Raw genomic sequence first — 23287 nt, 5'->3', positions numbered from 1 at the left:
TGTGAGCAGACGGGGTTCTGACTTTATGCGAAAAGGATTATTTCAGCATATCTTTCGTAACAACCAGTTTGGCGACGGTTGCCGGATTCGGTGTAACACGTTCAACGACAATGGTTTCACCTTCGGAGATGTCTCTTTCACCAGACGTTACCGTGGTGATATCTCCCGCTGTTTTGACAGAGCTGTAATAGCAGTTACCGTTGTCACAACTGAAGATGTAGTTACCGTTTTTCGCGTCACCCATCACTTTCACGACCCACGCAGAACCGTTCGCTGCTTTCCAGCCCAGCGCTTTGGCGTCAAAATCAACAATCACATTCGGTACGCCGTTGATTTTTTTAACCGTCAACGATTTCACTTCACCGGCATCCTTGACCGGATTGTTACCTTCCTGCATATCCCTCGTCACAGTGAGCTGTGCCAGGATTTCAGGATTCGGATTGGTACGTTTAACGGTGATCACTTTTCCTGGCGCTAACATGTAGGACATGCCACCGGTCCGTACCGTGCTTTGCGTACCGTAGTTAGAACGGTAGCTGTAGTAGACACTGTTGCCGGAGGTAGAGAAGGCATATTTACCATCCACATCTACCGAGTAACTGTTACTGCCGCTCAGCTTGCTGGTATCGAAATTTACATTGATGCGCTGCTGACCATCAAAAACATCGATATAAACCGCTTTCACATCACCGGCAAGATCGGTAGACGCTTCATCTGCGGAATTGTCATGCGTAAACGGCGCAAATACCTGGCTGTATGCGTACATCGGTGCCTGCTGTGCGGTCATGCCGCTGTGCTCCGGGCTGACCTGCTTCGCCACGCCCGGCTGATCGCGCGTCATCGACCACGCGCCAATCATGCCGAGGTTGCGTTTTTTCGCGTCGTCCATCACCAGTTTCGCATCGGACAGATAGAACACTTCGCCCTGTACATCGTTGTAACCGATCATCGGGGTGGTGCCCATCATGGCGTTGATCTCTTTGTCAGATTTCTCTGGCCAGATTTTCTTCAACTGGGTGAACATGTTGTCGATGGCGGACGTGGCGCATTTACCGTGGATGTTCTGCCCTTCGGTACCGTCTGACTGGCAGACGGCATTACCGTAGTCCATGGTCATTACGTTAATACCAGCCAGCTCAACGCCGACATGGCGCGCATTTTCCAGCACATACAGACCTTCAGCCGTCAGACCGGTCGGCAGAATCGGCAGGGTGTACCAGATACCGACTTTGCGACCTTCCTCTTTCCACTGAGCCTGAACCTCTTTTACTGCCTGGTTGCGGCGATCGATGGAATCCTGATCGGCCACCCATGTGCCTTCGATGTCAAAATCCAGCACGTTCAGGTTCAGGTTATCAACAATGTCGTAGTAGAGTTTTTGCAGATCTTTCACATTCTTACAGGCAGCCGCCAGCGGGGAGTTATTTGCACCGCCAATGGAAACCATCACATCGCCACCGGCTTCACGCAGCGCTTTTATTTTGCTGTACTGTGAGTAATCCTGCAGATTATAGGCCGTACCCCAGGTTGGGATGCACTGCTCGCCACTTTTCGCGACGACAAACGCCATGGTGAAGTGGGTAATGTTTTGCTCTTTCGCCAGTTTCGCCAGATCCGGAATGCTGTTCAGGCTAAAGTCGACGTATGGTGCATAAACGTGGGCAGGCCACGGATTCTTCGGCGTCCCTACGCGCTCTTTGGTGTCAGTCCAGTTGGTATAAATTGCCCATGGGTTTTTATCATACGGCATAACGCCTTTGACTTTCGTCTGGGCGACATAAGGCGTTCCTTTGTACACCGCCAGTTTGCCGGGTTCGTAAAACGCAATGGAATTGATCTGTGGGGCATTCTTAAATTGTTCCTGGGTGAATTCGACCGTTGGGCCTAACGGTTTCCACGGACGGCCATTGGTGCCGGTCGGGTTCTGGTTACCTGCAATAGAAGGGTTTTCGCCAACGGTATAGTACAGTGCTTCATAAGACTGGCCGTCAACTTTGACCTCGTCCCCTTTGTTGTAAACCTGGCTGGAACGCCAGTCGGGTACTGGCGTATAGAGTTTCCACGGATTGTCGGCACCTGGGGTGAAGGAATAAGCCGGAATGGGCCTGGACGCTTCATATGTCACATCCTGATAAGCGACAATATCATCTTTGGCATAATCTTTTTCGGCGCTGAATGCGTCGTGGGCAACAGGCGTGGCGCTCCCGGATTCACAAGTGGTTGGGTTGCCATATTGATCGATTTCCGCTTTTGTGGCATCGCGCACATAACTCCACGGATTATCCCAGTTTTCAGCTGACGCGCCCTGTGGGCAATTATCGGCATTTACATACCAGCGGTTACTATAAACTTTACTGTCAAAAATAACTTCAATGGTGTTTCCACCTGCCTGACCGCTCCAGGCTTCCAGAGCGAATGCGTTTGCGGCGCACGACATCAGGCCTGCCGCGAGAAAATATCGCGAAATAGTATTGAGTTTCATAAAAGATTCCATTCGATAAATATTAGAAAAATATGGGTGAATGTACTCTAAATAATTAGAGTGGCGAAGAAACGAGTGTTCTTGCGATTTGCCATATATTGAATATCGCGCGGTTATTATTTATGAACCTGACAGGGCGTCAAATATATAAATGATACAAAATGTTTTTGATTATTTTAATTTAATATGGTTTTAATTTAAATAATCGGATGAGAATATGTAATTTATATTTTGTATATATTTTTTTGAATGTATTCGCGCCGGGCGCAAAAAAAATGCGGACTCAAGGTCCGCAAAAGTTCACGTTGGCTTTAGTTATTTCGAGTATGAGAGAAACTCTCAAAACGGACAGTAGCTTCAAGGGTTAAAGGGGTACCGTTCCGTTTCTGTGGTGCATTATTAAACAGAAAGCTTGATAGGGATAATCGTTCGTTGCTATTCTACCTATCGCTACGAACTATCGTGGCGATGGAGGATGAATAATGAATATTCGTGATCTTGAATACCTGGTGGCGCTAGCCGAACATCGTCACTTCCGACGAGCGGCAGACTCCTGTCACGTTAGTCAGCCAACGCTGAGCGGGCAGATCCGCAAGCTGGAAGATGAGCTTGGCGTCATGCTGCTGGAGCGTACGAGTCGCAAAGTACTGTTCACTCAGGCAGGTTTACTGCTGGTGGATCAGGCGCGCACCGTGCTGCGCGAGGTCAAAGTGCTCAAGGAGATGGCAAGCCAACAAGGCGAGACAATGTCTGGACCGCTGCATATTGGTTTGATCCCAACGGTGGGGCCATACCTGCTGCCGCATATTATTCCTATGTTGCACCAGACCTTCCCAAAACTGGAAATGTATCTCCATGAGGCGCAGACGCATCAGCTGTTGGCGCAACTGGATAGCGGTAAGCTCGACTGCGTCATTCTGGCGCTGGTGAAAGAGAGTGAGGCGTTCATCGAAGTACCGTTATTTGATGAGCCTATGCTGCTGGCGATCTATGAAGATCACCCATGGGCAAACCGCGACTGTGTGCCGATGTCCGATCTGGCGGGTGAGAAACTGCTGATGCTAGAGGATGGCCACTGCCTGCGCGATCAGGCGATGGGCTTCTGCTTTGAAGCGGGTGCTGATGAGGATACCCATTTCCGGGCGACCAGTCTGGAAACGCTGCGTAACATGGTGGCGGCAGGTAGCGGTATTACCTTACTGCCCGCGCTGGCCGTGCCGCCGGAGCGTAAGCGTGATGGCGTTGTCTATTTGCCCTGCATCAAGCCAGAACCGCGCCGTACGATTGGCCTGGTGTATCGTCCAGGTTCGCCGCTGCGCAGCCGTTATGAACAGCTGGCAGAGGCCATCCGTGGGTCAATGGATGGCCATTTCGACAGTGCGTTAAAACAGGCGGTTTAAGCCATTTAGCGCTGCTACCCGATAGGCTTCCGCCATGGTTGGGTAGTTAAAGGTGGTGTTAACGAAGTATTCGATGGTGTTACCACCACCTTTTTGCTCCATTATCGCCTGACCGATGTGAATAATTTCGGCCGCGCGTTCCCCAAAGCAGTGGATCCCCAGAATCTCTTTTGTTTCGCGATGGAACAGGATCTTCAGCGTTCCGACACTCATACCCACGATTTGCGCACGTGCCAGATGTTTAAACTGGGCGCGGCCAACCTCGTATGGAACTTTCATGGCCGTGAGCTGCTGCTCGGTTTTACCGACGGAGCTGATTTCCGGAATGGTATAAATCCCGGTCGGGATATCTTCGATCAGATGCGCGGTAGCTTCGCCTTTTACCAATGCCTGGGCGGCAATGCGTCCCTGATCGTAGGCCGCCGATGCCAGACTCGGATAGCCGATCACATCTCCTACGGCATACACGTGCGGCAGCGCCGTCTGGTACATGCTGTTGACCTTCAACTGTCCGCGGCTGTCGGTTTTTAGCCCAATATTTTCCAGCGCCAGCGAATCGGTATTACCGGTACGGCCATTGGCGTACAACAGGCAGTCGGCTTTCAGTTTCTTACCGGATTTCAGATGCATGATGACGCCGTCATCGCAACCTTCAATCTTCTCGTACTCTTCGTTGTGGCGAATGACCACTCCGCTGTTCCAGAAGTGGTAAGAGAGCGAGTCGGACATCTCTTGATCGAGGAACGCAAGCAGACGATCGCGGGTGTTGATTAAATCGACTTTGACGTCCATTCCACGGAAGATCGACGCATATTCGCAGCCAATTACTCCCGCACCATAAATCAAAACATGGCGGGGTTCATGGTGCAGGCTCAGGATAGAGTCGCTGTCATAAACCCGGGGATGGGAAAAGTCGACATCCACCGGATGATAGGGGCGTGAACCACAGGCGATGATGAACTTATCCGCGGTCAGCGTTTCCACCGTGCCGTCGTGGCATTCAAGGGCGAGTGTGTGTTCATCAACAAAACGGGCATTTCCCTGCAAAATTTCACAGTGGTTGCGCTCGTAAAATCCTTGCCGCATACGCGTTTGCTGATTAATAACGTTATCAGCGTGGTTGAGAATATCGGCGAAAGAAGAACGAAGGAGTCGGGAGTGGTCGCTGTAAAGTGGGTTCTGATTGAATTCAATAATACGGCTGACGGCGTGGCGGAGGGCTTTCGACGGGATGGTCCCCCAGTGGGTACAGCCTCCGCCGACGTTATGATAGCGCTCAATCACCGCGACGCGCGCTCCTTGCTTAACCAGACCCATTGCAGCGCCTTCGCCGCCGGGACCGGAACCTATTACTATTGCATCGTAATCGTAGGAATGTGACATGGTCAGGCTTACCTGTTCTTATACATAAAAGCAACAGAATAGTAACATCGTTGTCGGGATAACCCAATTATCGTTGTGCTTTTTTGCGAACTCGAAGCACAAACTGCGCGTAAACAATCATTCACAAAGCCATGCCAACCGCCTAATCTCTGGTATAGTGCCAGCAAGGTATGTGGAAGGATTCAGACATCGTGATGGGCGTTAGAGCGCAACAAAAAGAAAAAACCCGGCGTTCGCTGGTAGAAGCCGCATTTAGTCAACTCAGCGCTGAGCGTAGTTTTGCCAGCCTCAGTTTACGCGAAGTCGCTCGTGAAGCGGGCATTGCGCCAACCTCGTTTTATCGCCATTTCCGCGATGTGGATGAACTCGGCCTGACGATGGTGGATGAGAGTGGTTTGATGCTGCGTCAGTTGATGCGTCAGGCGCGTCAGCGTATCGCGAAGGGCGGGAGTGTGATCCGCACCTCGGTCTCAACATTTATGGAGTTCATCGGCAACAATCCCAACGCCTTCCGTTTATTATTGCGCGAGCGTTCGGGAACCTCCGCAGCGTTTCGCGCAGCGGTCGCTCGTGAAATTCAGCACTTCATTGCGGAACTTGCGGACTATCTCGAACTCGAAAACCATATGCCTCGTGCGTTTACTGAAGCGCAGGCCGAAGCCATGGTCACCATTGTGTTCAGCGCCGGGGCAGAAGCACTGGATGTTGGCGCCGAGCAGCGTCGACAACTGGAAGAACGGCTGGTATTGCAACTGCGCATGATCGCGAAGGGCGCATTTTATTGGTACCGCCGTGAACAAGAGAAGATGACGCATCACTCCGAGTAACGAGAAGGACGAGCAATGAAACAGTCAGGTCAAGATAAAGGTACGCTGCTGCTGGCGCTGGTTGCTGGCTTATCGATCAATGGCACATTTGCGGCGCTGTTTAGCTCCATTGTGCCATTCTCAGTATTCCCAATTATTTCGCTGGTGCTGACGGTTTATTGTCTGCATCAACGCTATCAAAACCGCACCATGCCTGTGGGATTACCGGGCCTGGCCGCCGCCTGTTTTATTCTCGGCGTTCTGTTGTACAGCACTGTGGTACGCGCTGAATATCCGGATATTGGCTCTAACTTCTTCCCGGCGGTTCTGTCAGTGATTCTGGTGTTCTGGATCGGCTTTAAAGTGCGGAACCGTAGACAGGAAATCGTGGAGTAATATTTGTAGGCCGGGCAAGCGAAGCGCCCCCGGCCAGGACATCATTTACTTGGCGGTCAGTAATACTCCGCACTCCATATGGTGCGTATACGGGAACTGATCGAACAGAGCCAGGCGTGAAACATTGTGCGTCTGGCTTAACGTTTCCAGGTTCTTACACAATGTCTCCGGGTTACAGGAGATGTACAGAATTCGCGGGTACGCCTGCACCATTTTCTCTGTTTCGCTGTCCAGACCGCTGCGCGGTGGGTCAACGAAAATGGTTTCACACTGGTAACTCTTCAGATCGATTCCCTGCAAACGGTTGAACTCACGAACCCCGTTCATCGCCTGAGTAAACTCTTCGGCCGCCATGCGGATAATTTGTACGTTATCAATATGGTTAGCCGCAATGTTGTATTGCGCAGCAGCCACGGACGGTTTAGCGATTTCAGTGGCCAGCACGCGGTTGAAGTTTTGTGCGAGGGCTAACGAGAAATTGCCATTGCCGCAGTACAGCTCAAGCAGGTCGCCTTTTGATCCCCTGGTGACATCAATCGCCCATTCCAGCATCTGAATATTCATGGCGGCATTCGGCTGGGTGAAGCTGTTCTCAACCTGGCGGTAGATAATCTCTTTACCCGCAACCGGCAAGCGTTCGTCAATGTAATCCTGGTCCAGCTCGATTTTGGTTTTGGTTGCCCGGCCAATCAGATGCACGTTCAGGTTTTGCGCCCGTAACGCATCCCGCAGCGCTTCAGCTTCCTGACGCCATTCATCATCCAGCTTTTTATGGTACAGCATCGATACCACCGCCTGATCGCTCAGGGTAGTGAGGTAATCAATCTGGAACAGTTTGTGGCGCAGGACGTGGTTGTTGCGAACGCCGTCGATCATTGCCGTCATCAGCGTGTTGATAAGCTCGCTGGCCGCCGGGAAACTGTCGACGCGGATTCGGCTTTTGGTCTGGCTGTCGAACATGATGTGGTACAGATCATCCCCGTCATGCCACAGACGAAATTCCGCGCGCATACGGTAGTGGCTGACCGGCGAGCGAAACACTTCCGGAGCCTGTGCATAAAATGGCGTCATTAAGCTCTGCAGACGCACTACTTTTTCAGCTAACTGGGCGTCGTACTGTTCTGTCGGAAGGTGTTCGGGGGGCATGATGCGTCCTGAAAAATAAAAGTACGCGGGGATTGTAGGGATTGCTCAACAGATGTCCAGTCATTGATGATTTCCGATATTGTGATGCGCGGTCTGGACACCAGGTTGTAACAAACTGTAGCATCCGTTTTCCGGTCCTGTGAGTTAAAAGGGAATCCAGTGTGAATCTGGAGCTGACGCGCAGCGGTAAGGAAGGTAGGAGATGAGCGCACCTGGTGCAGACACTGCGGCTTGCCGTGGGAAGTCATCATCTCTTTAAGTTGCCTCCAAGCCCGAAGACCTGCCGGCTAACGTCGCATCTGGCTTTCATCATCGCGTACTATCGGTGGGACCTGCGGCATCCTTCTTATATTGTGGATGCTTTACAATGATTAAAAAATCGTTGCTGTGCACGGCGCTGTCCGTCACAGCATTTTCGGGTTGGGCGCAGGACACTAGCCCAGATACTCTCGTCGTCACTGCCAACCGTTTTCAGCAGCCTCGTAGCGCTGTACTTGCCCCTATCACCGTTGTTACACGTCAGGATATCGATCGCTGGCAATCCACTTCCGTCAATGATGTGCTTCGTCGCCTGCCGGGCGTGGATATCGCCCAATACGGTGGTATGGGACAAAATTCGTCTATTTCTATTCGCGGCACCAACGCCAGCCATGTGCTGGTGTTGATTGACGGCGTGCGTCTGAACCTGGCAGGGGTTAGCGGCGCAGCCGATCTTAGCCAGTTCCCAGTCTCGTTAGTGCAACGTATCGAATACATTCGTGGGCCGCGTTCGGCGGTTTATGGTTCTGATGCGATTGGCGGTGTGGTGAATATCATTACCACGCGTGAAAAGCCGGGGACGGAACTCACTGCCGGTGTGGGGAGCAATGGGTATCAGAATTATGATGTCTCAACCCAACAACAGCTTGGCGAAAATACGCGCGTCACATTAATGGGCGATTATGCCTATACCAAAGGTTTTGATGTTGTCGCATACGGTAGCACTGGCTCTCAGGCTCAGCCCGACAAAGACGGTTTCTTAAGTAAGACGCTGTATGGCGCGCTGGAACATAACTTTTCCGATACATGGAGCGGGTTTGTTCGCGGCTACGGCTATGATAACCGAACAGATTATGACGCGTATTATTATCCTGGGACGCCGTTAGTGGATACCCGTCAGCTCTATAGCCAAAGCTGGGATGCTGGGCTGCGCTTTAATGGCGAGCTTATCCAGTCACAACTGGTTTCCAGCTATAGCCATAGTAAAGATTACAACTATGATCCGGATTATGGCCGCTATGACTCCTCGGCCACACTGGATGATATGAAGCAATATAATGTTCAGTGGTCCAACAGTATGGTGCTTGGTCACGGTAACGTAGGCGCAGGCGTTGACTGGCAAAAGCAAACCACGACGCCTGGCACCGGGTATGTCACGGACGGTTACGATCAGCGTAATACGGGTCTCTACCTGACCGGGTTGCAGCAACTGGGCGACTTTACCTTTGAAGGTGCGGCGCGCAGTGATGATAACTCCGAGTTTGGCCGTCATGGCACATGGCAGACCAGCGCCGGATGGGAGTTTATTGAAGGCTATCGCTTTATTGCGTCCTACGGTACATCTTACAAAGCGCCTAATCTCGGACAGTTGCATGGTTATTACGGCAATTCGAACCTGGATCCTGAAGAAAGTAAGCAATGGGAAGGGGCGTTTGAAGGCTTAACGGCGGGCGTGAACTGGCGTGTATCCGGATATCGTAATGATATTGACGACATGATCGATTACGACCCGCATACCGAGAAATACTTTAACGAAGGTAAAGTTCGTATTAAAGGTGTGGAAGCGACCGCAAACTTTGATACCGGGCCGTTGGCACATACGCTGAGCTACGATTATGTCGATTCGCGCAATGCGATTACGGACAAGCCGCTCGCACGGCGTTCTAAAAACCAGGTGAAGTACCAGCTCGACTGGCAGGTTTATGATTTTGACTGGGGCCTGACGTATCATTACCTGGGAACGCGTTATGACACTGACTACGTAACCTACCAGCCGGTAAAAATGGGTGGGGTTAGCCTGTGGGATCTTGGCGTGTCATATCCAATCACCTCACAGCTGACAGTTCGTGGTAAAATCGCCAACCTGTTCGATAAAGATTACGAGACAGTTTATGGCTACGCAACTGCAGGACGGGAATACACCTTGTCTGGCAGCTACACTTTCTGATCCGCGTCCCACCGTGCTGGTGTTTGATTCCGGCGTCGGTGGGTTGTCGGTCTATGACGAGATCCGGCGTCTTTTGCCGGATCTCCACTATATATACGCTTTCGACAACGTCGCCTTTCCTTATGGAGAGAAGAGCGAGGAGTTTATCGTCGAACGTGTTGTTGAGATTGTGACTGCGGTCCAGCAGCGCTATCCCCTCTCTCTTGCGGTCATCGCGTGTAATACAGCAAGCACGGTATCGCTCCCTGCATTACGTGAGAAATTTGCCTTTCCGGTTGTGGGCGTGGTGCCTGCTATTAAACCGGCGGCGCGACTCACGGCGAATGGTGTGGTGGGACTGCTGGCTACGCGTGCAACGGTGAAGCGTTCATATACCCATGAGTTGATTGCACGGTTTGCTAACGAATGTCAGATAGCGATGCTGGGTTCCGCTGAACTGGTGGAACTGGCGGAAGCGAAGCTGCACGGTGAAACCGTTTCTCTGGAAGAACTGCGTCGTGTCCTGCGCCCTTGGCTGCGGATGTCGGAACCACCTGACACGGTGGTGCTCGGATGCACCCATTTCCCTCTATTACGGGAAGAACTTTTACAGGTCCTGCCCGAGGGGACGCGGCTGGTGGATTCTGGTGCCGCGATTGCGCGTCGTACGGCCTGGTTATTAGAACATGAAGCGCCAGACGCGAAATCAACTGATGAGAATGTCGCATTCTGCATGGCAATGACGGCAGAAGCCGAACAATTATTGCCCGTGCTGCAGCGTTATGGCTTTAAGACGCTCGAAAAACTGGCTGTTTAGGCTGTTTTGGTGGAAAAATAGGCACTCGGAAGATTATTTTAAATTTCCCCTTGTCAGCCTGAAATAACTCCCTATAATGCGCCTCCACTGACACGGAACAACGGATTACAAACCGCCGGGTCAGCGGGGTTCCACTGAGAATCTCGCAGAGAAAAGCAAAAATAAATGCTTGACTCTGAATGAGGAAAACGTAATATACGGGACCTCGCGACAGAGCGCTAAAGCGCGTCGCAAACTGCTCTTTAACAATTTATCAGACAATCTGTGTGGGCACTCGAAGATACGGATTCTTAACGTCGCAAGACGAAAAATGAATACCAAGTCTCTGAGTGAACACGTAATTCATTACGAAGTTTAATTCACGAGCATCAAACTTAAATTGAAGAGTTTGATCATGGCTCAGATTGAACGCTGGCGGCAGGCCTAACACATGCAAGTCGAACGGTAGCACAGAGGAGCTTGCTCCTTGGGTGACGAGTGGCGGACGGGTGAGTAATGTCTGGGAAACTGCCCGATGGAGGGGGATAACTACTGGAAACGGTAGCTAATACCGCATAACGTCGCAAGACCAAAGAGGGGGACCTTCGGGCCTCTTGCCATCGGATGTGCCCAGATGGGATTAGCTAGTAGGTGGGGTAACGGCTCACCTAGGCGACGATCCCTAGCTGGTCTGAGAGGATGACCAGCCACACTGGAACTGAGACACGGTCCAGACTCCTACGGGAGGCAGCAGTGGGGAATATTGCACAATGGGCGCAAGCCTGATGCAGCCATGCCGCGTGTATGAAGAAGGCCTTCGGGTTGTAAAGTACTTTCAGCGAGGAGGAAGGTGTTGTGGTTAATAACCGCAGCAATTGACGTTACTCGCAGAAGAAGCACCGGCTAACTCCGTGCCAGCAGCCGCGGTAATACGGAGGGTGCAAGCGTTAATCGGAATTACTGGGCGTAAAGCGCACGCAGGCGGTCTGTCAAGTCGGATGTGAAATCCCCGGGCTCAACCTGGGAACTGCATCCGAAACTGGCAGGCTAGAGTCTTGTAGAGGGGGGTAGAATTCCAGGTGTAGCGGTGAAATGCGTAGAGATCTGGAGGAATACCGGTGGCGAAGGCGGCCCCCTGGACAAAGACTGACGCTCAGGTGCGAAAGCGTGGGGAGCAAACAGGATTAGATACCCTGGTAGTCCACGCCGTAAACGATGTCGACTTGGAGGTTGTGCCCTTGAGGCGTGGCTTCCGGAGCTAACGCGTTAAGTCGACCGCCTGGGGAGTACGGCCGCAAGGTTAAAACTCAAATGAATTGACGGGGGCCCGCACAAGCGGTGGAGCATGTGGTTTAATTCGATGCAACGCGAAGAACCTTACCTACTCTTGACATCCAGAGAACTTAGCAGAGATGCTTTGGTGCCTTCGGGAACTCTGAGACAGGTGCTGCATGGCTGTCGTCAGCTCGTGTTGTGAAATGTTGGGTTAAGTCCCGCAACGAGCGCAACCCTTATCCTTTGTTGCCAGCGGTTCGGCCGGGAACTCAAAGGAGACTGCCAGTGATAAACTGGAGGAAGGTGGGGATGACGTCAAGTCATCATGGCCCTTACGAGTAGGGCTACACACGTGCTACAATGGCATATACAAAGAGAAGCGACCTCGCGAGAGCAAGCGGACCTCATAAAGTATGTCGTAGTCCGGATTGGAGTCTGCAACTCGACTCCATGAAGTCGGAATCGCTAGTAATCGTGGATCAGAATGCCACGGTGAATACGTTCCCGGGCCTTGTACACACCGCCCGTCACACCATGGGAGTGGGTTGCAAAAGAAGTAGGTAGCTTAACCTTCGGGAGGGCGCTTACCACTTTGTGATTCATGACTGGGGTGAAGTCGTAACAAGGTAACCGTAGGGGAACCTGCGGTTGGATCACCTCCTTACCTTAAAGAAACGTTCTTTGTAGTGCTCACACAGATTGTCTGATGAAAATTAGCAGTAAGAAAATCTCTGCAGGCTTGTAGCTCAGGTGGTTAGAGCGCACCCCTGATAAGGGTGAGGTCGGTGGTTCAAGTCCACTCAGGCCTACCAAATTTCTGCTGATGCTGCGTTGCGGCGACGCTCACATACTTCAGTATGCTTCGCGTCACCACGCCTTGCCTCAACAGAAATTAAGGTTAAACGAGATTTAACTACGATGGGGCTATAGCTCAGCTGGGAGAGCGCCTGCTTTGCACGCAGGAGGTCTGCGGTTCGATCCCGCATAGCTCCACCATCTTTACTGCAAAAACACAAGAAAACTTCAGAGTGTACCTGAAAAGGTTCACTGCGAAGTTTTGCTCTTTAAAAATCTGGATCAAGCTGAAAATTGAAACGACACACTGTTTCATTTCTCCGTAAACAAGAAATGAAAAGCGGTGTGTTCGAGTCTCTCAAATTTTCGCAACACTGAAGTGTTTTACGAAACATCTTCGGGTTGTGAGGTTAAGCGACTAAGCGTACACGGTGGATGCCCTGGCAGTCAGAGGCGATGAAGGACGTGCTAATCTGCGATAAGCGTCGGTAAGGTGATATGAACCGTTATAACCGGCGATTTCCGAATGGGGAAACCCAGTGTGATTCGTCACACTATCATTGCGTGAATACATAGCGTAATGAAGCGAACCGGGGGAACTGAAACATCTAAGTACCCCGAGGAAAAGAAATCAACCGAGATTCCCCCAGTAGCGGCGAGCGAACGGGGAGCAGCCCAGAGTCTGAATCAGCATGTGTGGTAGTGGAACGGTCTGGAAAGTCCGACGGTACAGGGTGATAGTCCCGTACACAAAAGTGCATGTGTTGTGAACTCGAAGAGTAGGGCGGGACACGTGGTATCCTGTCTGAATATGGGGGGACCATCCTCCAAGGCTAAATACTCCTGACTGACCGATAGTGAACCAGTACCGTGAGGGAAAGGCGAAAAGAACCCCGGCGAGGGGAGTGAAAAAGAACCTGAAACCGTGTACGTACAAGCAGTGGGAGCCTCTTTATGGGGTGACTGCGTACCTTTTGTATAATGGGTCAGCGACTTATATTCTGTAGCAAGGTTAACCGAATAGGGGAGCCGAAGGGAAACCGAGTCTTAACTGGGCGTTAAGTTGCAGGGTATAGACCCGAAACCCGGTGATCTAGCCATGGGCAGGTTGAAGGTTGGGTAACACTAACTGGAGGACCGAACCGACTAATGTTGAAAAATTAGCGGATGACTTGTGGCTGGGGGTGAAAGGCCAATCAAACCGGGAGATAGCTGGTTCTCCCCGAAAGCTATTTAGGTAGCGCCTCGTGAACTCATCTTCGGGGGTAGAGCACTGTTTCGGCTAGGGGGTCATCCCGACTTACCAACCCGATGCAAACTGCGAATACCGAAGAATGTTATCACGGGAGACACACGGCGGGTGCTAACGTCCGTCGTGAAGAGGGAAACAACCCAGACCGCCAGCTAAGGTCCCAAAGTCATGGTTAAGTGGGAAACGATGTGGGAAGGCACAGACAGCCAGGATGTTGGCTTAGAAGCAGCCATCATTTAAAGAAAGCGTAATAGCTCACTGGTCGAGTCGGCCTGCGCGGAAGATGTAACGGGGCTAAACCATGCACCGAAGCTGCGGCAGCGACACTATGTGTTGTTGGGTAGGGGAGCGTTCTGTAAGCCGTTGAAGGTGGCTGTGAGGCATGCTGGAGGTATCAGAATGCGAATGCTGACATAAGTAACGATAATGCGGGTGAAAAACCCGCACGCCGGAAGACCAAGGGTTCCTGTCCAACGTTAATCGGGGCAGGGTGAGTCGACCCCTAAGGCGAGGCCGAAAGGCGTAGTCGATGGGAAACAGGTTAATATTCCTGTACTTGGTGTTACTGCGAAGGGGGGACGGAGAAGGCTATGTTAGCCGGGCGACGGTTGTCCCGGTTTAAGCATGTAGGCGGAGATTCCAGGTAAATCCGGAGTCTTGCTAACGCTGAGGTGTGATGACGAGGCACTACGGTGCTGAAGTAACAAATGCCCTGCTTCCAGGAAAAGCCTCTAAGCATCAGGTAACACAAAATCGTACCCCAAACCGACACAGGTGGTCAGGTAGAGAATACCAAGGCGCTTGAGAGAACTCGGGTGAAGGAACTAGGCAAAATGGTGCCGTAACTTCGGGAGAAGGCACGCTGATATGTAGGTGAAGTGATTTACTCATGGAGCTGAAATCAGTCGAAGATACCAGCTGGCTGCAACTGTTTATTAAAAACACAGCACTGTGCAAACACGAAAGTGGACGTATACGGTGTGACGCCTGCCCGGTGCCGGAAGGTTAATTGATGGGGTTATCCGTAAGGAGAAGCTCTTGATCGAAGCCCCGGTAAACGGCGGCCGTAACTATAACGGTCCTAAGGTAGCGAAATTCCTTGTCGGGTAAGTTCCGACCTGCACGAATGGCGTAATGATGGCCAGGCTGTCTCCACCCGAGACTCAGTGAAATTGAACTCGCTGTGAAGATGCAGTGTACCCGCGGCAAGACGGAAAGACCCCGTGAACCTTTACTATAGCTTGACACTGAACACTGGTCCTTGATGTGTAGGATAGGTGGGAGGCTTTGAAGTGTGGACGCCAGTCTGCATGGAGCCAACCTTGAAATACCACCCTTTAATGGCTGGTGTTCTAACGTAGACCCGTGATCCGGGTTGCGGACAGTGTCTGGTGGGTAGTTTGACTGGGGCGGTCTCCTCCTAAAGAGTAACGGAGGAGCACGAAGGTTAGCTAATCCTGGTCGGACATCAGGAGGTTAGTGCAAAGGCATAAGCTAGCTTGACTGCGAGAGTGACGGCTCGAGCAGGTGCGAAAGCAGGTCTTAGTGATCCGGTGGTTCTGAATGGAAGGGCCATCGCTCAACGGATAAAAGGTACTCCGGGGATAACAGGCTGATACCGCCCAAGAGTTCATATCGACGGCGGTGTTTGGCACCTCGATGTCGGCTCATCACATCCTGGGGCTGAAGTAGGTCCCAAGGGTATGGCTGTTCGCCATTTAAAGTGGTACGCGAGCTGGGTTTAGAACGTCGTGAGACAGTTCGGTCCCTATCTGCCGTGGGCGCTGGAGAATTGAGGGGGGCTGCTCCTAGTACGAGAGGACCGGAGTGGACGCATCACTGGTGTTCGGGTTGTCATGCCAATGGCATTGCCCGGTAGCTAAATGCGGAAGAGATAAGTGCTGAAAGCATCTAAGCACGAAACTTGCCCCGAGATGAGTTCTCCCTGACCCTTTAAGGGTCCTGAAGGAACGTTGAAGACGACGACGTTGATAGGTCGGGTGTGTAAGCGTAGCGATACGTTGAGCTAACCGATACTAATGAACCGTGAGGCTTAACCTTACAACGCCGAAGATGTTTTGGCGAAAGAGACATCATTTTCAGTTTGATACAGATTACATCGACATGCGAAAAGTGTGTTGATAAACAGAATTTGCCTGGCGGCTGTAGCGCGGTGGTCCCACCTGACCCCATGCCGAACTCAGAAGTGAAACGCCGTAGCGCCGATGGTAGTGTGGGGTCTCCCCATGCGAGAGTAGGGAACTGCCAGGCATCAAACAAGTGAAGAAGCCCATCCTGCCGGATGGGCTTTTTTGCGTCTGCAGGGATGAAAATCGCCGGATGTGACCTCCCGCCTTATCCGGCCAGCGTCTGTTATTACCGGATACAGCGCCTGTAAACCTTATTCTTACTGTGATTGCAGCCTCATCGGTTGCAAAGCAACATCCTAAGCTTCCATAACACAAGCCATCCTGCAGCATATACGGTAAACTAAGCGCGATTTTGCATCAGGAAAGCGTCTATGAATCACTCCCTTAAAGCCTGGAACACCTTCGGTATCGATCAACAAGCTAATGTGCTTGTCTGTGCCGAAAATGAGCAACAACTACTAAATGCCTGGCAATCAGCCAATGCATCACATCATCCAGTGCTAATCCTGGGCGAAGGGAGTAACGTCCTGTTTCTTGATGCCTTCCATGGAACGGTGATCGTCAACCGTATCAAGGGAATAGCGATTACAGAACAACCTGATGCGTGGCATTTGCACGTAGGCGCTGGTGAAAACTGGCATCATCTGGTAGAGCATACGCTGCAGCAAAGCATGCCCGGACTGGAAAATCTGGCGCTGATCCCCGGCTGCGTGGGTTCATCGCCGATCCAGAATATTGGTGCCTATGGCGTAGAACTGCGGCGCGTCTGTGAATACGTGGACTGCGTAGAGCTTTCGACCGGCAAACATCTGCGCGTTAGCGCCGCAGAATGCCGATTTGGTTACCGTGACAGTATCTTCAAACATGAGTATCAGGATCGTTTTGCGATTGTAGCTGTTGGTCTGCGCTTACCTAAACAGTGGCAACCCGTTCTCACATACGGTGACCTGACGCGTCTTGATCCTGCCACGGTAACGCCTCGGCAGGTTTTTGATTCTGTTTGCCATATGCGCACCACAAAACTGCCCGATCCAAAAGTAAACGGGAATGCGGGGAGTTTCTTTAAAAACCCGGTTGTCACCGCGGATATTGCGCAGGAGCTCCTGGCGAAATTCCCGACTGCACCTCATTACCCGCAGGCTGATGGCTCTGTGAAACTGGCTGCTGGCTGGCTTATCGATCAATGTCAGCTAAAAGGCATGCGCATTGGCGGCGCAGCGGTACATCAGCAGCAGGCACTGGTGCTGATCAATGCAGGCCATGCTACGAGTCAGGATGTGGTGCAACTGGCGCATCACGTACGCCAAAAAGTCGGTGAGAAATTCAATGTCTGGCTTGAACCGGAAGTCCGGTTTATTGGCCCACTGGGTGAAGTGAATGCCGTGGAGATCGTTGCATGAAGGATAATACCGTCCCCCTGACGCTTATTTCATTATTAGCCGATGGCGAATTTCACTCTGGTGAGCAACTCGGTGAAAAGCTGGGAATGAGCCGTGCGGCAATCAATAAACATGTCCAGACGCTACGTGACTGGGGTGTTGATGTATTTACTGTCCCTGGTAAAGGATACAGCTTACCTGAACCTATCCAGCTATTAGATTCATCACTTATTTATTCTCAGCTGGATGGCGGGAATATAACGGTCCTGCCGGTTATCGACTCAACCAATCAGTACCTTATGGATCGAATTGGTCAACTGGAGTCAGGGGATGCCTGCGTAGCTGAGTATCAGCAGGCCGGTCGTGGTCGTCGTGGACGTAAATGGTTCTCTCCCTTTGGCGCCAATCTGTACCTTTCAATGTTCTGGCGACTGGAACAAGGACCGGCAGCCGCGATTGGCCTGAGCTTGGTGATTGGTATTGTCATGGCTGAGGTTTTACGCGATCTGGGCGCGGATAAAGTGCGTGTTAAATGGCCCAACGACCTCTATTTGCTCGACCGTAAACTGGCAGGGATCCTGGTTGAACTCACCGGAAAAACGGGCGATGCCGCACAGATTGTTATTGGGGCGGGTATAAACATGTCCATGCGTCGGGTTGAGGAGAATGTGGTTAATCAAGGCTGGATTAATCTGCAGGAAGCGGGTATTACCATTGACCGCAATACTCTGGCTGCCCGACTGATCCGCGAGCTGCGCGCTGCCCTGGTACTGTTTGAGCATGAGGGCCTGGCGCCGTATTTGTCCCGCTGGAGGGCGCTGGATAACTTTATCGACCGCCCTGTTAAACTCATTATTGGTGATAAAGAAATATTTGGCGTATCTCGTGGAATAGATGCGCAAGGTGCATTGCTACTCGAACAAAATGGCGTGATAAAACCCTGGATGGGTGGGGAAATATCGCTTAGAAGCGCTGAATAATAAGAAGGGGAGCTATGGCTCCCCTTTATTTTTTTATTTTCGTAATCTGACTTGCTCAACGGCATGATTAGCGCTTTTCGTCATGATTAAGCTGGCTCGCTCACGCGTTGGTAAAATATTCTGTTTTAAATTCAACCAGTTGATTTCTTTCCACAGCGATGTGGCCGTGTTGATTGCCTCGTCTTCCGACAATTTCGCATAGTTATGGAAATAAGAGTCTGGGTTGGTAAATGCCCCTTCGCGGAATTTCAGGAAGCGGTTGATATACCACGTCTGGAGTAATTCTTCTGGCGCATCCACATAAATAGAAAAGTCGACAAAGTCAGAAACAAATACATGATGTGGATCGTGAGGATAGTCCATCCCGCTTTGTAATACATTGAGCCCTTCGAGGATTAATATGTCAGGCTGGGCAACGGTTTTGTCGCCATCAGGGATCACATCATAAATCAGATGAGAATAGACCGGTGCCGTAACGTTGGGGACGCCAGACTTTAGATCGGAAACGAATTTAACCAGACGGTGCATATCATAGGACTGAGGAAAGCCTTTCTTCTTCATGAGCCCACGATCTTTCAACACCTGGTTAGGATGAAGAAAACCGTCAGTAGTGATCAGCTCAACCTTACGATGCTCGGGCCAGCGACTCAGCAACGCTTGCAACACACGTGCAGTCGTACTTTTGCCGACGGCGACGCTGCCAGCAATGCTAATAATATAAGGAATACGCTCGCCGTTGGTGCCTAAAAATTGCTCCAGCACAGCCTGACGCCGCAGGTTCGAACTGATGTAAAAATTTAGCAAACGCGATAATGGCAAATAAATCTCAGCAACTTCTTCCAGCGATAAGTCTTCGTTAATGCCTTTCAGACGAGCAATCTCTTCCTCGGTCAGAGTCATCGGCACGGAATCACGAAGCGCAGCCCACTGGTTGCGATCAAACTGTAGGTAAGGCGACGTTAACGCTTGCTCTTTTATACTCATACGCATGGTCTGGCTGTCATTGCTATATCAGGTCTGCGGTAAAAAACGAAATCATCCCCGGTACGCAATGGCACGCACATTTCAGTTAATTTGGACAATGGGCAGGAGGGTAACACCAGATGGGAGGGAATAATAAGAAAAAATCGTCCCCTGAAACGCAATGTGATGGCTATTCCAGATGTATAAAGATGCACTTTCTCTCTATTGATAACGGCATGCTGGAGCAAAATGCCTTCTGGGAGCGCGGCTGACGTTGGAAATTTGTTCAATTCGAAGAAGAAATAGATTATTTATCGGTCGTATAGCGCAAAATGTGATCGATAGAACATTTTATGCAATTTTTTAGTTGCATGAGTGCGCATGTCTCCATAAAATGCGCGCTACTTGATGCCGACTTAGCTCAGTAGGTAGAGCAACTGACTTGTAATCAGTAGGTCACCAGTTCGATTCCGGTAGTCGGCACCATCAAGTCCGGTGGGGTTCCCGAGCGGCCAAAGGGAGCAGACTGTAAATCTGCCGTCACAGACTTCGAAGGTTCGAATCCTTCCCCCACCACCACTTTCTGGCAGCGTTATCGCCGCCTGAGTTGGTTAAAAAATTAATCAGCTCGAATAAAAAAGAGAGAAATCTCTTTTTTATTACAGAAAGAACTGGGTAGCCGAGTTTCAGGATGCGGGCATCGTATAATGGCTATTACCTCAGCCTTCCAAGCTGATGATGCGGGTTCGATTCCCGCTGCCCGCTCCAGACGTGCTGATATGGCTCAGTTGGTAGAGCGCACCCTTGGTAAGGGTGAGGTCCCCAGTTCGACTCTGGGTATCAGCACCACTTCACTTCTCCTTCCCGTTTCTCTCTGTTTACTTTTAAAAGCATTCAACAGCTCAGGCATATGGCCTGGTTGATGTGGTGATATCACCGATTTATCCGTGTCTTAGAGGGACAATCGATGTCTAAAGAAAAATTTGAACGTACAAAACCGCACGTTAACGTCGGTACTATCGGCCACGTTGACCATGGTAAAACAACGCTGACCGCTGCAATCACTACCGTACTGGCTAAAACCTACGGCGGTGCTGCTCGTGCATTCGACCAGATCGATAACGCGCCGGAAGAAAAAGCTCGTGGTATCACCATCAACACTTCTCACGTTGAATATGACACCCCGACTCGCCACTATGCACACGTAGACTGCCCGGGCCACGCCGACTATGTTAAAAACATGATCACCGGTGCTGCGCAGATGGACGGCGCGATCCTGGTTGTTGCTGCGACTGACGGCCCGATGCCGCAGACTCGTGAGCACATCCTGCTGGGTCGTCAGGTAGGCGTTCCGTACATCATCGTGTTCCTGAACAAATGCGACATGGTTGATGACGAAGAGCTGCTGGAACTGGTAGAAATGGAAGTTCGTGAACTTCTGTCTCAGTACGATTTCCCGGGCGACGACACTCCGATCGTTCGTGGTTCTGCTCTGAAAGCGCTGGAAGGCGAAGCAGAGTGGGAAGCGAAAATCATCGAACTGGCTGGCTTCCTGGATTCTTACATCCCAGAACCAGAGCGTGCGATTGACAAGCCGTTCCTGCTGCCTATCGAAGACGTATTCTCCATCTCCGGTCGTGGTACCGTTGTTACCGGTCGTGTAGAGCGCGGTATCATCAAAGTTGGTGAAGAAGTTGAAATCGTTGGTATCAAGGATACTGCTAAGTCTACCTGTACTGGCGTTGAAATGTTCCGCAAACTGCTGGACGAAGGCCGTGCTGGTGAGAACGTTGGTGTTCTGCTGCGTGGTATCAAACGTGAAGAAATCGAACGTGGTCAGGTACTGGCTAAGCCGGGCTCTATCAAGCCGCACACCAAGTTCGAATCTGAAGTGTACATTCTGTCCAAAGACGAAGGCGGCCGTCACACTCCGTTCTTCAAAGGCTACCGTCCGCAGTTCTACTTCCGTACTACTGACGTGACTGGTACCATCGAACTGCCGGAAGGCGTTGAGATGGTAATGCCGGGCGACAACATCAAAATGGTTGTTACCCTGATCCACCCAATCGCGATGGACGACGGTCTGCGTTTCGCAATCCGTGAAGGCGGCCGTACTGTTGGTGCGGGCGTTGTTGCCAAAGTAATGAGCTAATTGCCGAATAACATTTGACGCAATGCGCAATAAAAGGGCATCATTTGATGCCCTTTTTGCACGCTTTCACACCAGAACCTGGCTCATCAGTGATTTTATTTGTCATAATCATTGCTGAGACAGGCTCTGAAGAGGGCGTTTAGTCCGAAACGCACCAGAGCATTTCGGTTTGGATCGCCTCGCTTACGCGGGGTGAAAATGTTTGTAGAATACTTCTGACAGGTTGGTTTATGAGTGCGAATACCGAAGCTCAAGGAAGCGGGCGCGGCCTGGAAGCGATGAAGTGGGTTGTTGTCGCTGTATTGCTGCTTGTAGCTATCGTTGGCAACTACCTCTATCGTGACATGATGCTGCCGCTGCGTGCGCTGGCCGTAGTGATTCTGATTGCCGCAGCGGGTGGTGTCGCGCTGTTGACAACAAAAGGTAAAGCGACCGTTGCTTTTGCCCGTGAAGCGAGAACCGAAGTCCGTAAGGTCATTTGGCCAACTCGCCAGGAAACATTGCACACCACATTAATTGTGGCTGCGGTTACCGCAGTAATGTCACTGATCCTGTGGGGACTGGATGGTATTCTGGTTCGCCTGGTATCCTTTATCACTGGCCTGAGGTTCTAAGATGTCTGAAGCCCCTAAAAAGCGCTGGTACGTCGTTCAGGCGTTTTCCGGTTTTGAAGGCCGCGTAGCTACATCGCTGCGCGAATATATCAAGTTACAAAATATGGAAGAGCTGTTTGGCGAAGTCATGGTGCCGACCGAAGAAGTGGTCGAAATCCGTGGCGGTCAGCGTCGCAAGAGCGAACGTAAATTCTTCCCGGGCTATGTATTGGTCCAGATGGTGATGAATGACGCAAGCTGGCACCTGGTGCGCAGCGTGCCGCGTGTGATGGGCTTTATCGGCGGTACATCTGACCGTCCGGCGCCGATCAGCGACAAAGAAGTTGATGCGATCATGAACCGTCTGCAGCAGGTTGGCGACAAGCCGCGTCCGAAAACGATGTTTGAGCCTGGTGAAATGGTTCGCGTTAGCGACGGTCCGTTCGCTGACTTTAACGGCGTGGTTGAAGAAGTGGACTACGAGAAGTCTCGTCTGAAAGTTTCCGTATCTATCTTCGGTCGTGCGACTCCGGTTGAACTGGACTTCGCTCAGGTTGAAAAAGCCTAACACCCCGATCAAAAAAGCGACGATTTAATCGTTGCACAAGGCGCGAGATTGGAATACAATTTCGCGCCTTTTGTTTTTATGGATCCTATCCGTAAAACGAATTTAATCACGGGGAGCCTCCTTGAGGCGTTATAACCCAACTAGAGGAATTTAGAATGGCTAAGAAAGTCCAAGCCTATGTCAAGCTGCAGGTTGCAGCTGGTATGGCTAACCCGAGTCCGCCGGTAGGTCCTGCACTGGGTCAACAAGGCGTGAACATCATGGAATTCTGCAAAGCGTTCAATGCTAAAACTGATTCCATGGAAAAAGGTCTGCCAATCCCGGTTGTTATCACCGTTTACGCTGACCGTTCTTTCACTTTCGTTACCAAAACGCCTCCGGCAGCAGTTCTGCTGAAGAAAGCGGCTGGTATCAAGTCTGGTTCCGGCAAGCCGAACAAAGACAAAGTGGGTAAAATTTCCCGCGCTCAGCTGCAGGAAATCGCGCAGACCAAAGCTGCCGACATGACTGGTTCCGACATTGAAGCGATGACTCGCTCCATTGAAGGTACTGCACGTTCCATGGGCCTGGTAGTGGAGGACTAAGA

Annotated in this window: 15 protein-coding genes, 6 tRNA genes, 3 rRNA genes, 1 pseudogene and 1 riboswitch; of the genes and pseudogenes, 20 read left to right on the top strand and 5 right to left on the bottom strand. The window is 51.2% G+C overall.

Features of this window, described 5'->3' with window-relative positions:
• Nucleotides 1-37: 37 nt before the first annotated feature.
• Nucleotides 38-2482: a glycosyl hydrolase family 18 protein gene (locus tag GPJ68_RS23615; RefSeq protein ID WP_180837028.1), complete on the bottom strand. Its 2445-nt coding sequence runs from the start codon at nt 2480-2482 to the stop codon at nt 38-40.
• Between the two features lie 482 nt (nt 2483-2964).
• Here GPJ68_RS23615 and oxyR point away from each other — a divergent pair, with 482 nt between their 5' ends.
• Nucleotides 2965-3882, top strand: coding sequence for a DNA-binding transcriptional regulator OxyR (oxyR, locus tag GPJ68_RS23610; RefSeq protein ID WP_003028858.1), 918 nt, complete (start codon nt 2965-2967; stop codon nt 3880-3882).
• Here the strand turns inward: oxyR and sthA are convergent.
• The gene (gene sthA / locus GPJ68_RS23605; protein WP_016155291.1) at nt 3865-5265 is read right to left on the bottom strand and encodes a Si-specific NAD(P)(+) transhydrogenase; all 1401 of its coding nucleotides are present in this window, start codon (nt 5263-5265) and stop codon (nt 3865-3867) included. The genes oxyR and sthA overlap by 18 nt on opposite strands.
• A 191-nt stretch (nt 5266-5456) precedes the next feature.
• On the opposite strand from sthA, the gene fabR reads away from it, so the two are divergent.
• Both fabR and GPJ68_RS23595 read left to right on the top strand, forming a co-directional pair.
• Complete coding sequence (gene fabR, locus GPJ68_RS23600) at nt 5457-6092, top strand: HTH-type transcriptional repressor FabR (RefSeq protein ID WP_003028862.1); 636 nt, start codon at nt 5457-5459, stop codon at nt 6090-6092.
• Nucleotides 6093-6107: 15 nt separating this feature from the next.
• On the top strand, nt 6108-6467 hold the full coding sequence (locus GPJ68_RS23595; protein WP_016155292.1) for a YijD family membrane protein: 360 nt from the start codon (nt 6108-6110) through the stop codon (nt 6465-6467).
• A 45-nt stretch (nt 6468-6512) separates the two neighbouring features.
• Here GPJ68_RS23595 and trmA read toward each other — a convergent pair whose 3' ends face one another.
• Nucleotides 6513-7613 (bottom strand): tRNA (uridine(54)-C5)-methyltransferase TrmA, encoded by a 1101-nt coding sequence (gene trmA / locus GPJ68_RS23590; RefSeq protein ID WP_180837026.1) that lies wholly within the window; start codon nt 7611-7613, stop codon nt 6513-6515.
• A 115-nt stretch (nt 7614-7728) separates the two neighbouring features.
• A riboswitch (cobalamin riboswitch) is annotated at nt 7729-7916 on the top strand.
• A 64-nt stretch (nt 7917-7980) separates the two neighbouring features.
• On the opposite strand from trmA, the gene btuB reads away from it, so the two are divergent.
• From btuB to birA, 9 genes are all read left to right on the top strand, one after another.
• Nucleotides 7981-9819 carry a TonB-dependent vitamin B12 receptor BtuB gene (gene btuB, locus GPJ68_RS23585; protein WP_180837024.1) on the top strand — a complete coding sequence of 613 codons (1839 nt, stop codon included), beginning with the start codon at nt 7981-7983 and terminating at the stop codon, nt 9817-9819.
• The gene (gene murI, locus GPJ68_RS23580) at nt 9764-10615 is read left to right on the top strand and encodes a glutamate racemase (RefSeq protein ID WP_016157938.1); all 852 of its coding nucleotides are present in this window, start codon (nt 9764-9766) and stop codon (nt 10613-10615) included. The genes btuB and murI overlap by 56 nt, the downstream gene beginning before the upstream one ends.
• Before the next feature lie 376 nt (nt 10616-10991).
• A 16S ribosomal RNA gene (locus GPJ68_RS23575) occupies nt 10992-12533 on the top strand.
• Nucleotides 12534-12604: 71 nt separating this feature from the next.
• Nucleotides 12605-12681: transfer RNA gene (locus tag GPJ68_RS23570), tRNA-Ile, on the top strand.
• Between the two features lie 108 nt (nt 12682-12789).
• Nucleotides 12790-12865: transfer RNA gene (locus GPJ68_RS23565), tRNA-Ala, on the top strand.
• Nucleotides 12866-13072: 207 nt separating this feature from the next.
• Nucleotides 13073-15977: ribosomal RNA gene (locus GPJ68_RS23560) — 23S ribosomal RNA — on the top strand.
• A 94-nt stretch (nt 15978-16071) separates the two neighbouring features.
• Nucleotides 16072-16187 (top strand): 5S ribosomal RNA (rrf, locus tag GPJ68_RS23555).
• The 16S, 23S and 5S rRNA genes sit together here with 2 tRNA genes alongside, the layout of an rRNA operon.
• 250 nt (nt 16188-16437) lie before the next feature.
• The gene (gene murB, locus GPJ68_RS23550; protein WP_049271936.1) at nt 16438-17466 is read left to right on the top strand and encodes a UDP-N-acetylmuramate dehydrogenase; all 1029 of its coding nucleotides are present in this window, start codon (nt 16438-16440) and stop codon (nt 17464-17466) included.
• On the top strand, nt 17463-18425 hold the full coding sequence (birA, locus tag GPJ68_RS23545; protein ID WP_047498825.1) for a bifunctional biotin--[acetyl-CoA-carboxylase] ligase/biotin operon repressor BirA: 963 nt from the start codon (nt 17463-17465) through the stop codon (nt 18423-18425). The genes murB and birA overlap by 4 nt, the downstream gene beginning before the upstream one ends.
• 33 nt (nt 18426-18458) lie before the next feature.
• Here the strand turns inward: birA and coaA are convergent, their stop codons facing one another.
• Both coaA and GPJ68_RS25300 read right to left on the bottom strand, forming a co-directional pair.
• Entirely contained in the window at nt 18459-19409 is a 951-nt protein-coding gene (gene coaA / locus GPJ68_RS23540; RefSeq protein ID WP_003031107.1) for a type I pantothenate kinase, read from the bottom strand.
• 289 nt (nt 19410-19698) lie between these two features.
• A pseudogene (locus GPJ68_RS25300) lies at nt 19699-19779 on the bottom strand (hypothetical protein); the annotation flags it as partial.
• Between the two features lie 19 nt (nt 19780-19798).
• Here GPJ68_RS25300 and GPJ68_RS23535 point away from each other — a divergent pair.
• The 8 genes from GPJ68_RS23535 to rplK all read left to right on the top strand — a co-directional run bounded on the left by GPJ68_RS23535 (nt 19799) and on the right by rplK (nt 23285).
• A tRNA-Thr gene (locus GPJ68_RS23535) sits at nt 19799-19874 on the top strand.
• Nucleotides 19875-19882: 8 nt separating this feature from the next.
• Nucleotides 19883-19967, top strand: a tRNA-Tyr gene (locus tag GPJ68_RS23530).
• A 114-nt stretch (nt 19968-20081) separates the two neighbouring features.
• Nucleotides 20082-20156, top strand: a tRNA-Gly gene (locus tag GPJ68_RS23525).
• Between the two features lie 5 nt (nt 20157-20161).
• Nucleotides 20162-20237 (top strand) — tRNA-Thr (locus GPJ68_RS23520).
• Between the two features lie 118 nt (nt 20238-20355).
• Nucleotides 20356-21540, top strand: a complete 1185-nt coding sequence (gene tuf, locus GPJ68_RS23515; RefSeq protein ID WP_016157942.1) for an elongation factor Tu — start codon at nt 20356-20358, stop codon at nt 21538-21540.
• A 230-nt stretch (nt 21541-21770) separates the two neighbouring features.
• Nucleotides 21771-22154 carry a preprotein translocase subunit SecE gene (secE, locus tag GPJ68_RS23510; protein ID WP_003033128.1) on the top strand — a complete coding sequence of 128 codons (384 nt, stop codon included), beginning with the start codon at nt 21771-21773 and terminating at the stop codon, nt 22152-22154.
• A gap of 1 nt (nt 22155) precedes the next feature.
• Complete coding sequence (gene nusG / locus GPJ68_RS23505) at nt 22156-22701, top strand: transcription termination/antitermination protein NusG (RefSeq protein WP_003033125.1); 546 nt, start codon at nt 22156-22158, stop codon at nt 22699-22701.
• A 155-nt stretch (nt 22702-22856) separates the two neighbouring features.
• Nucleotides 22857-23285: a 50S ribosomal protein L11 gene (rplK, locus tag GPJ68_RS23500; RefSeq protein WP_003033122.1), complete on the top strand. Its 429-nt coding sequence runs from the start codon at nt 22857-22859 to the stop codon at nt 23283-23285.
• Nucleotides 23286-23287 lie beyond the last annotated feature (2 nt).

The sequence above is a fragment of the Citrobacter sp. 172116965 genome, from assembly GCF_013458095.1.
Classification (GTDB): domain Bacteria; phylum Pseudomonadota; class Gammaproteobacteria; order Enterobacterales; family Enterobacteriaceae; genus Citrobacter; species Citrobacter braakii.
This window is presented reverse-complemented; position numbering and strand designations above follow the sequence as displayed.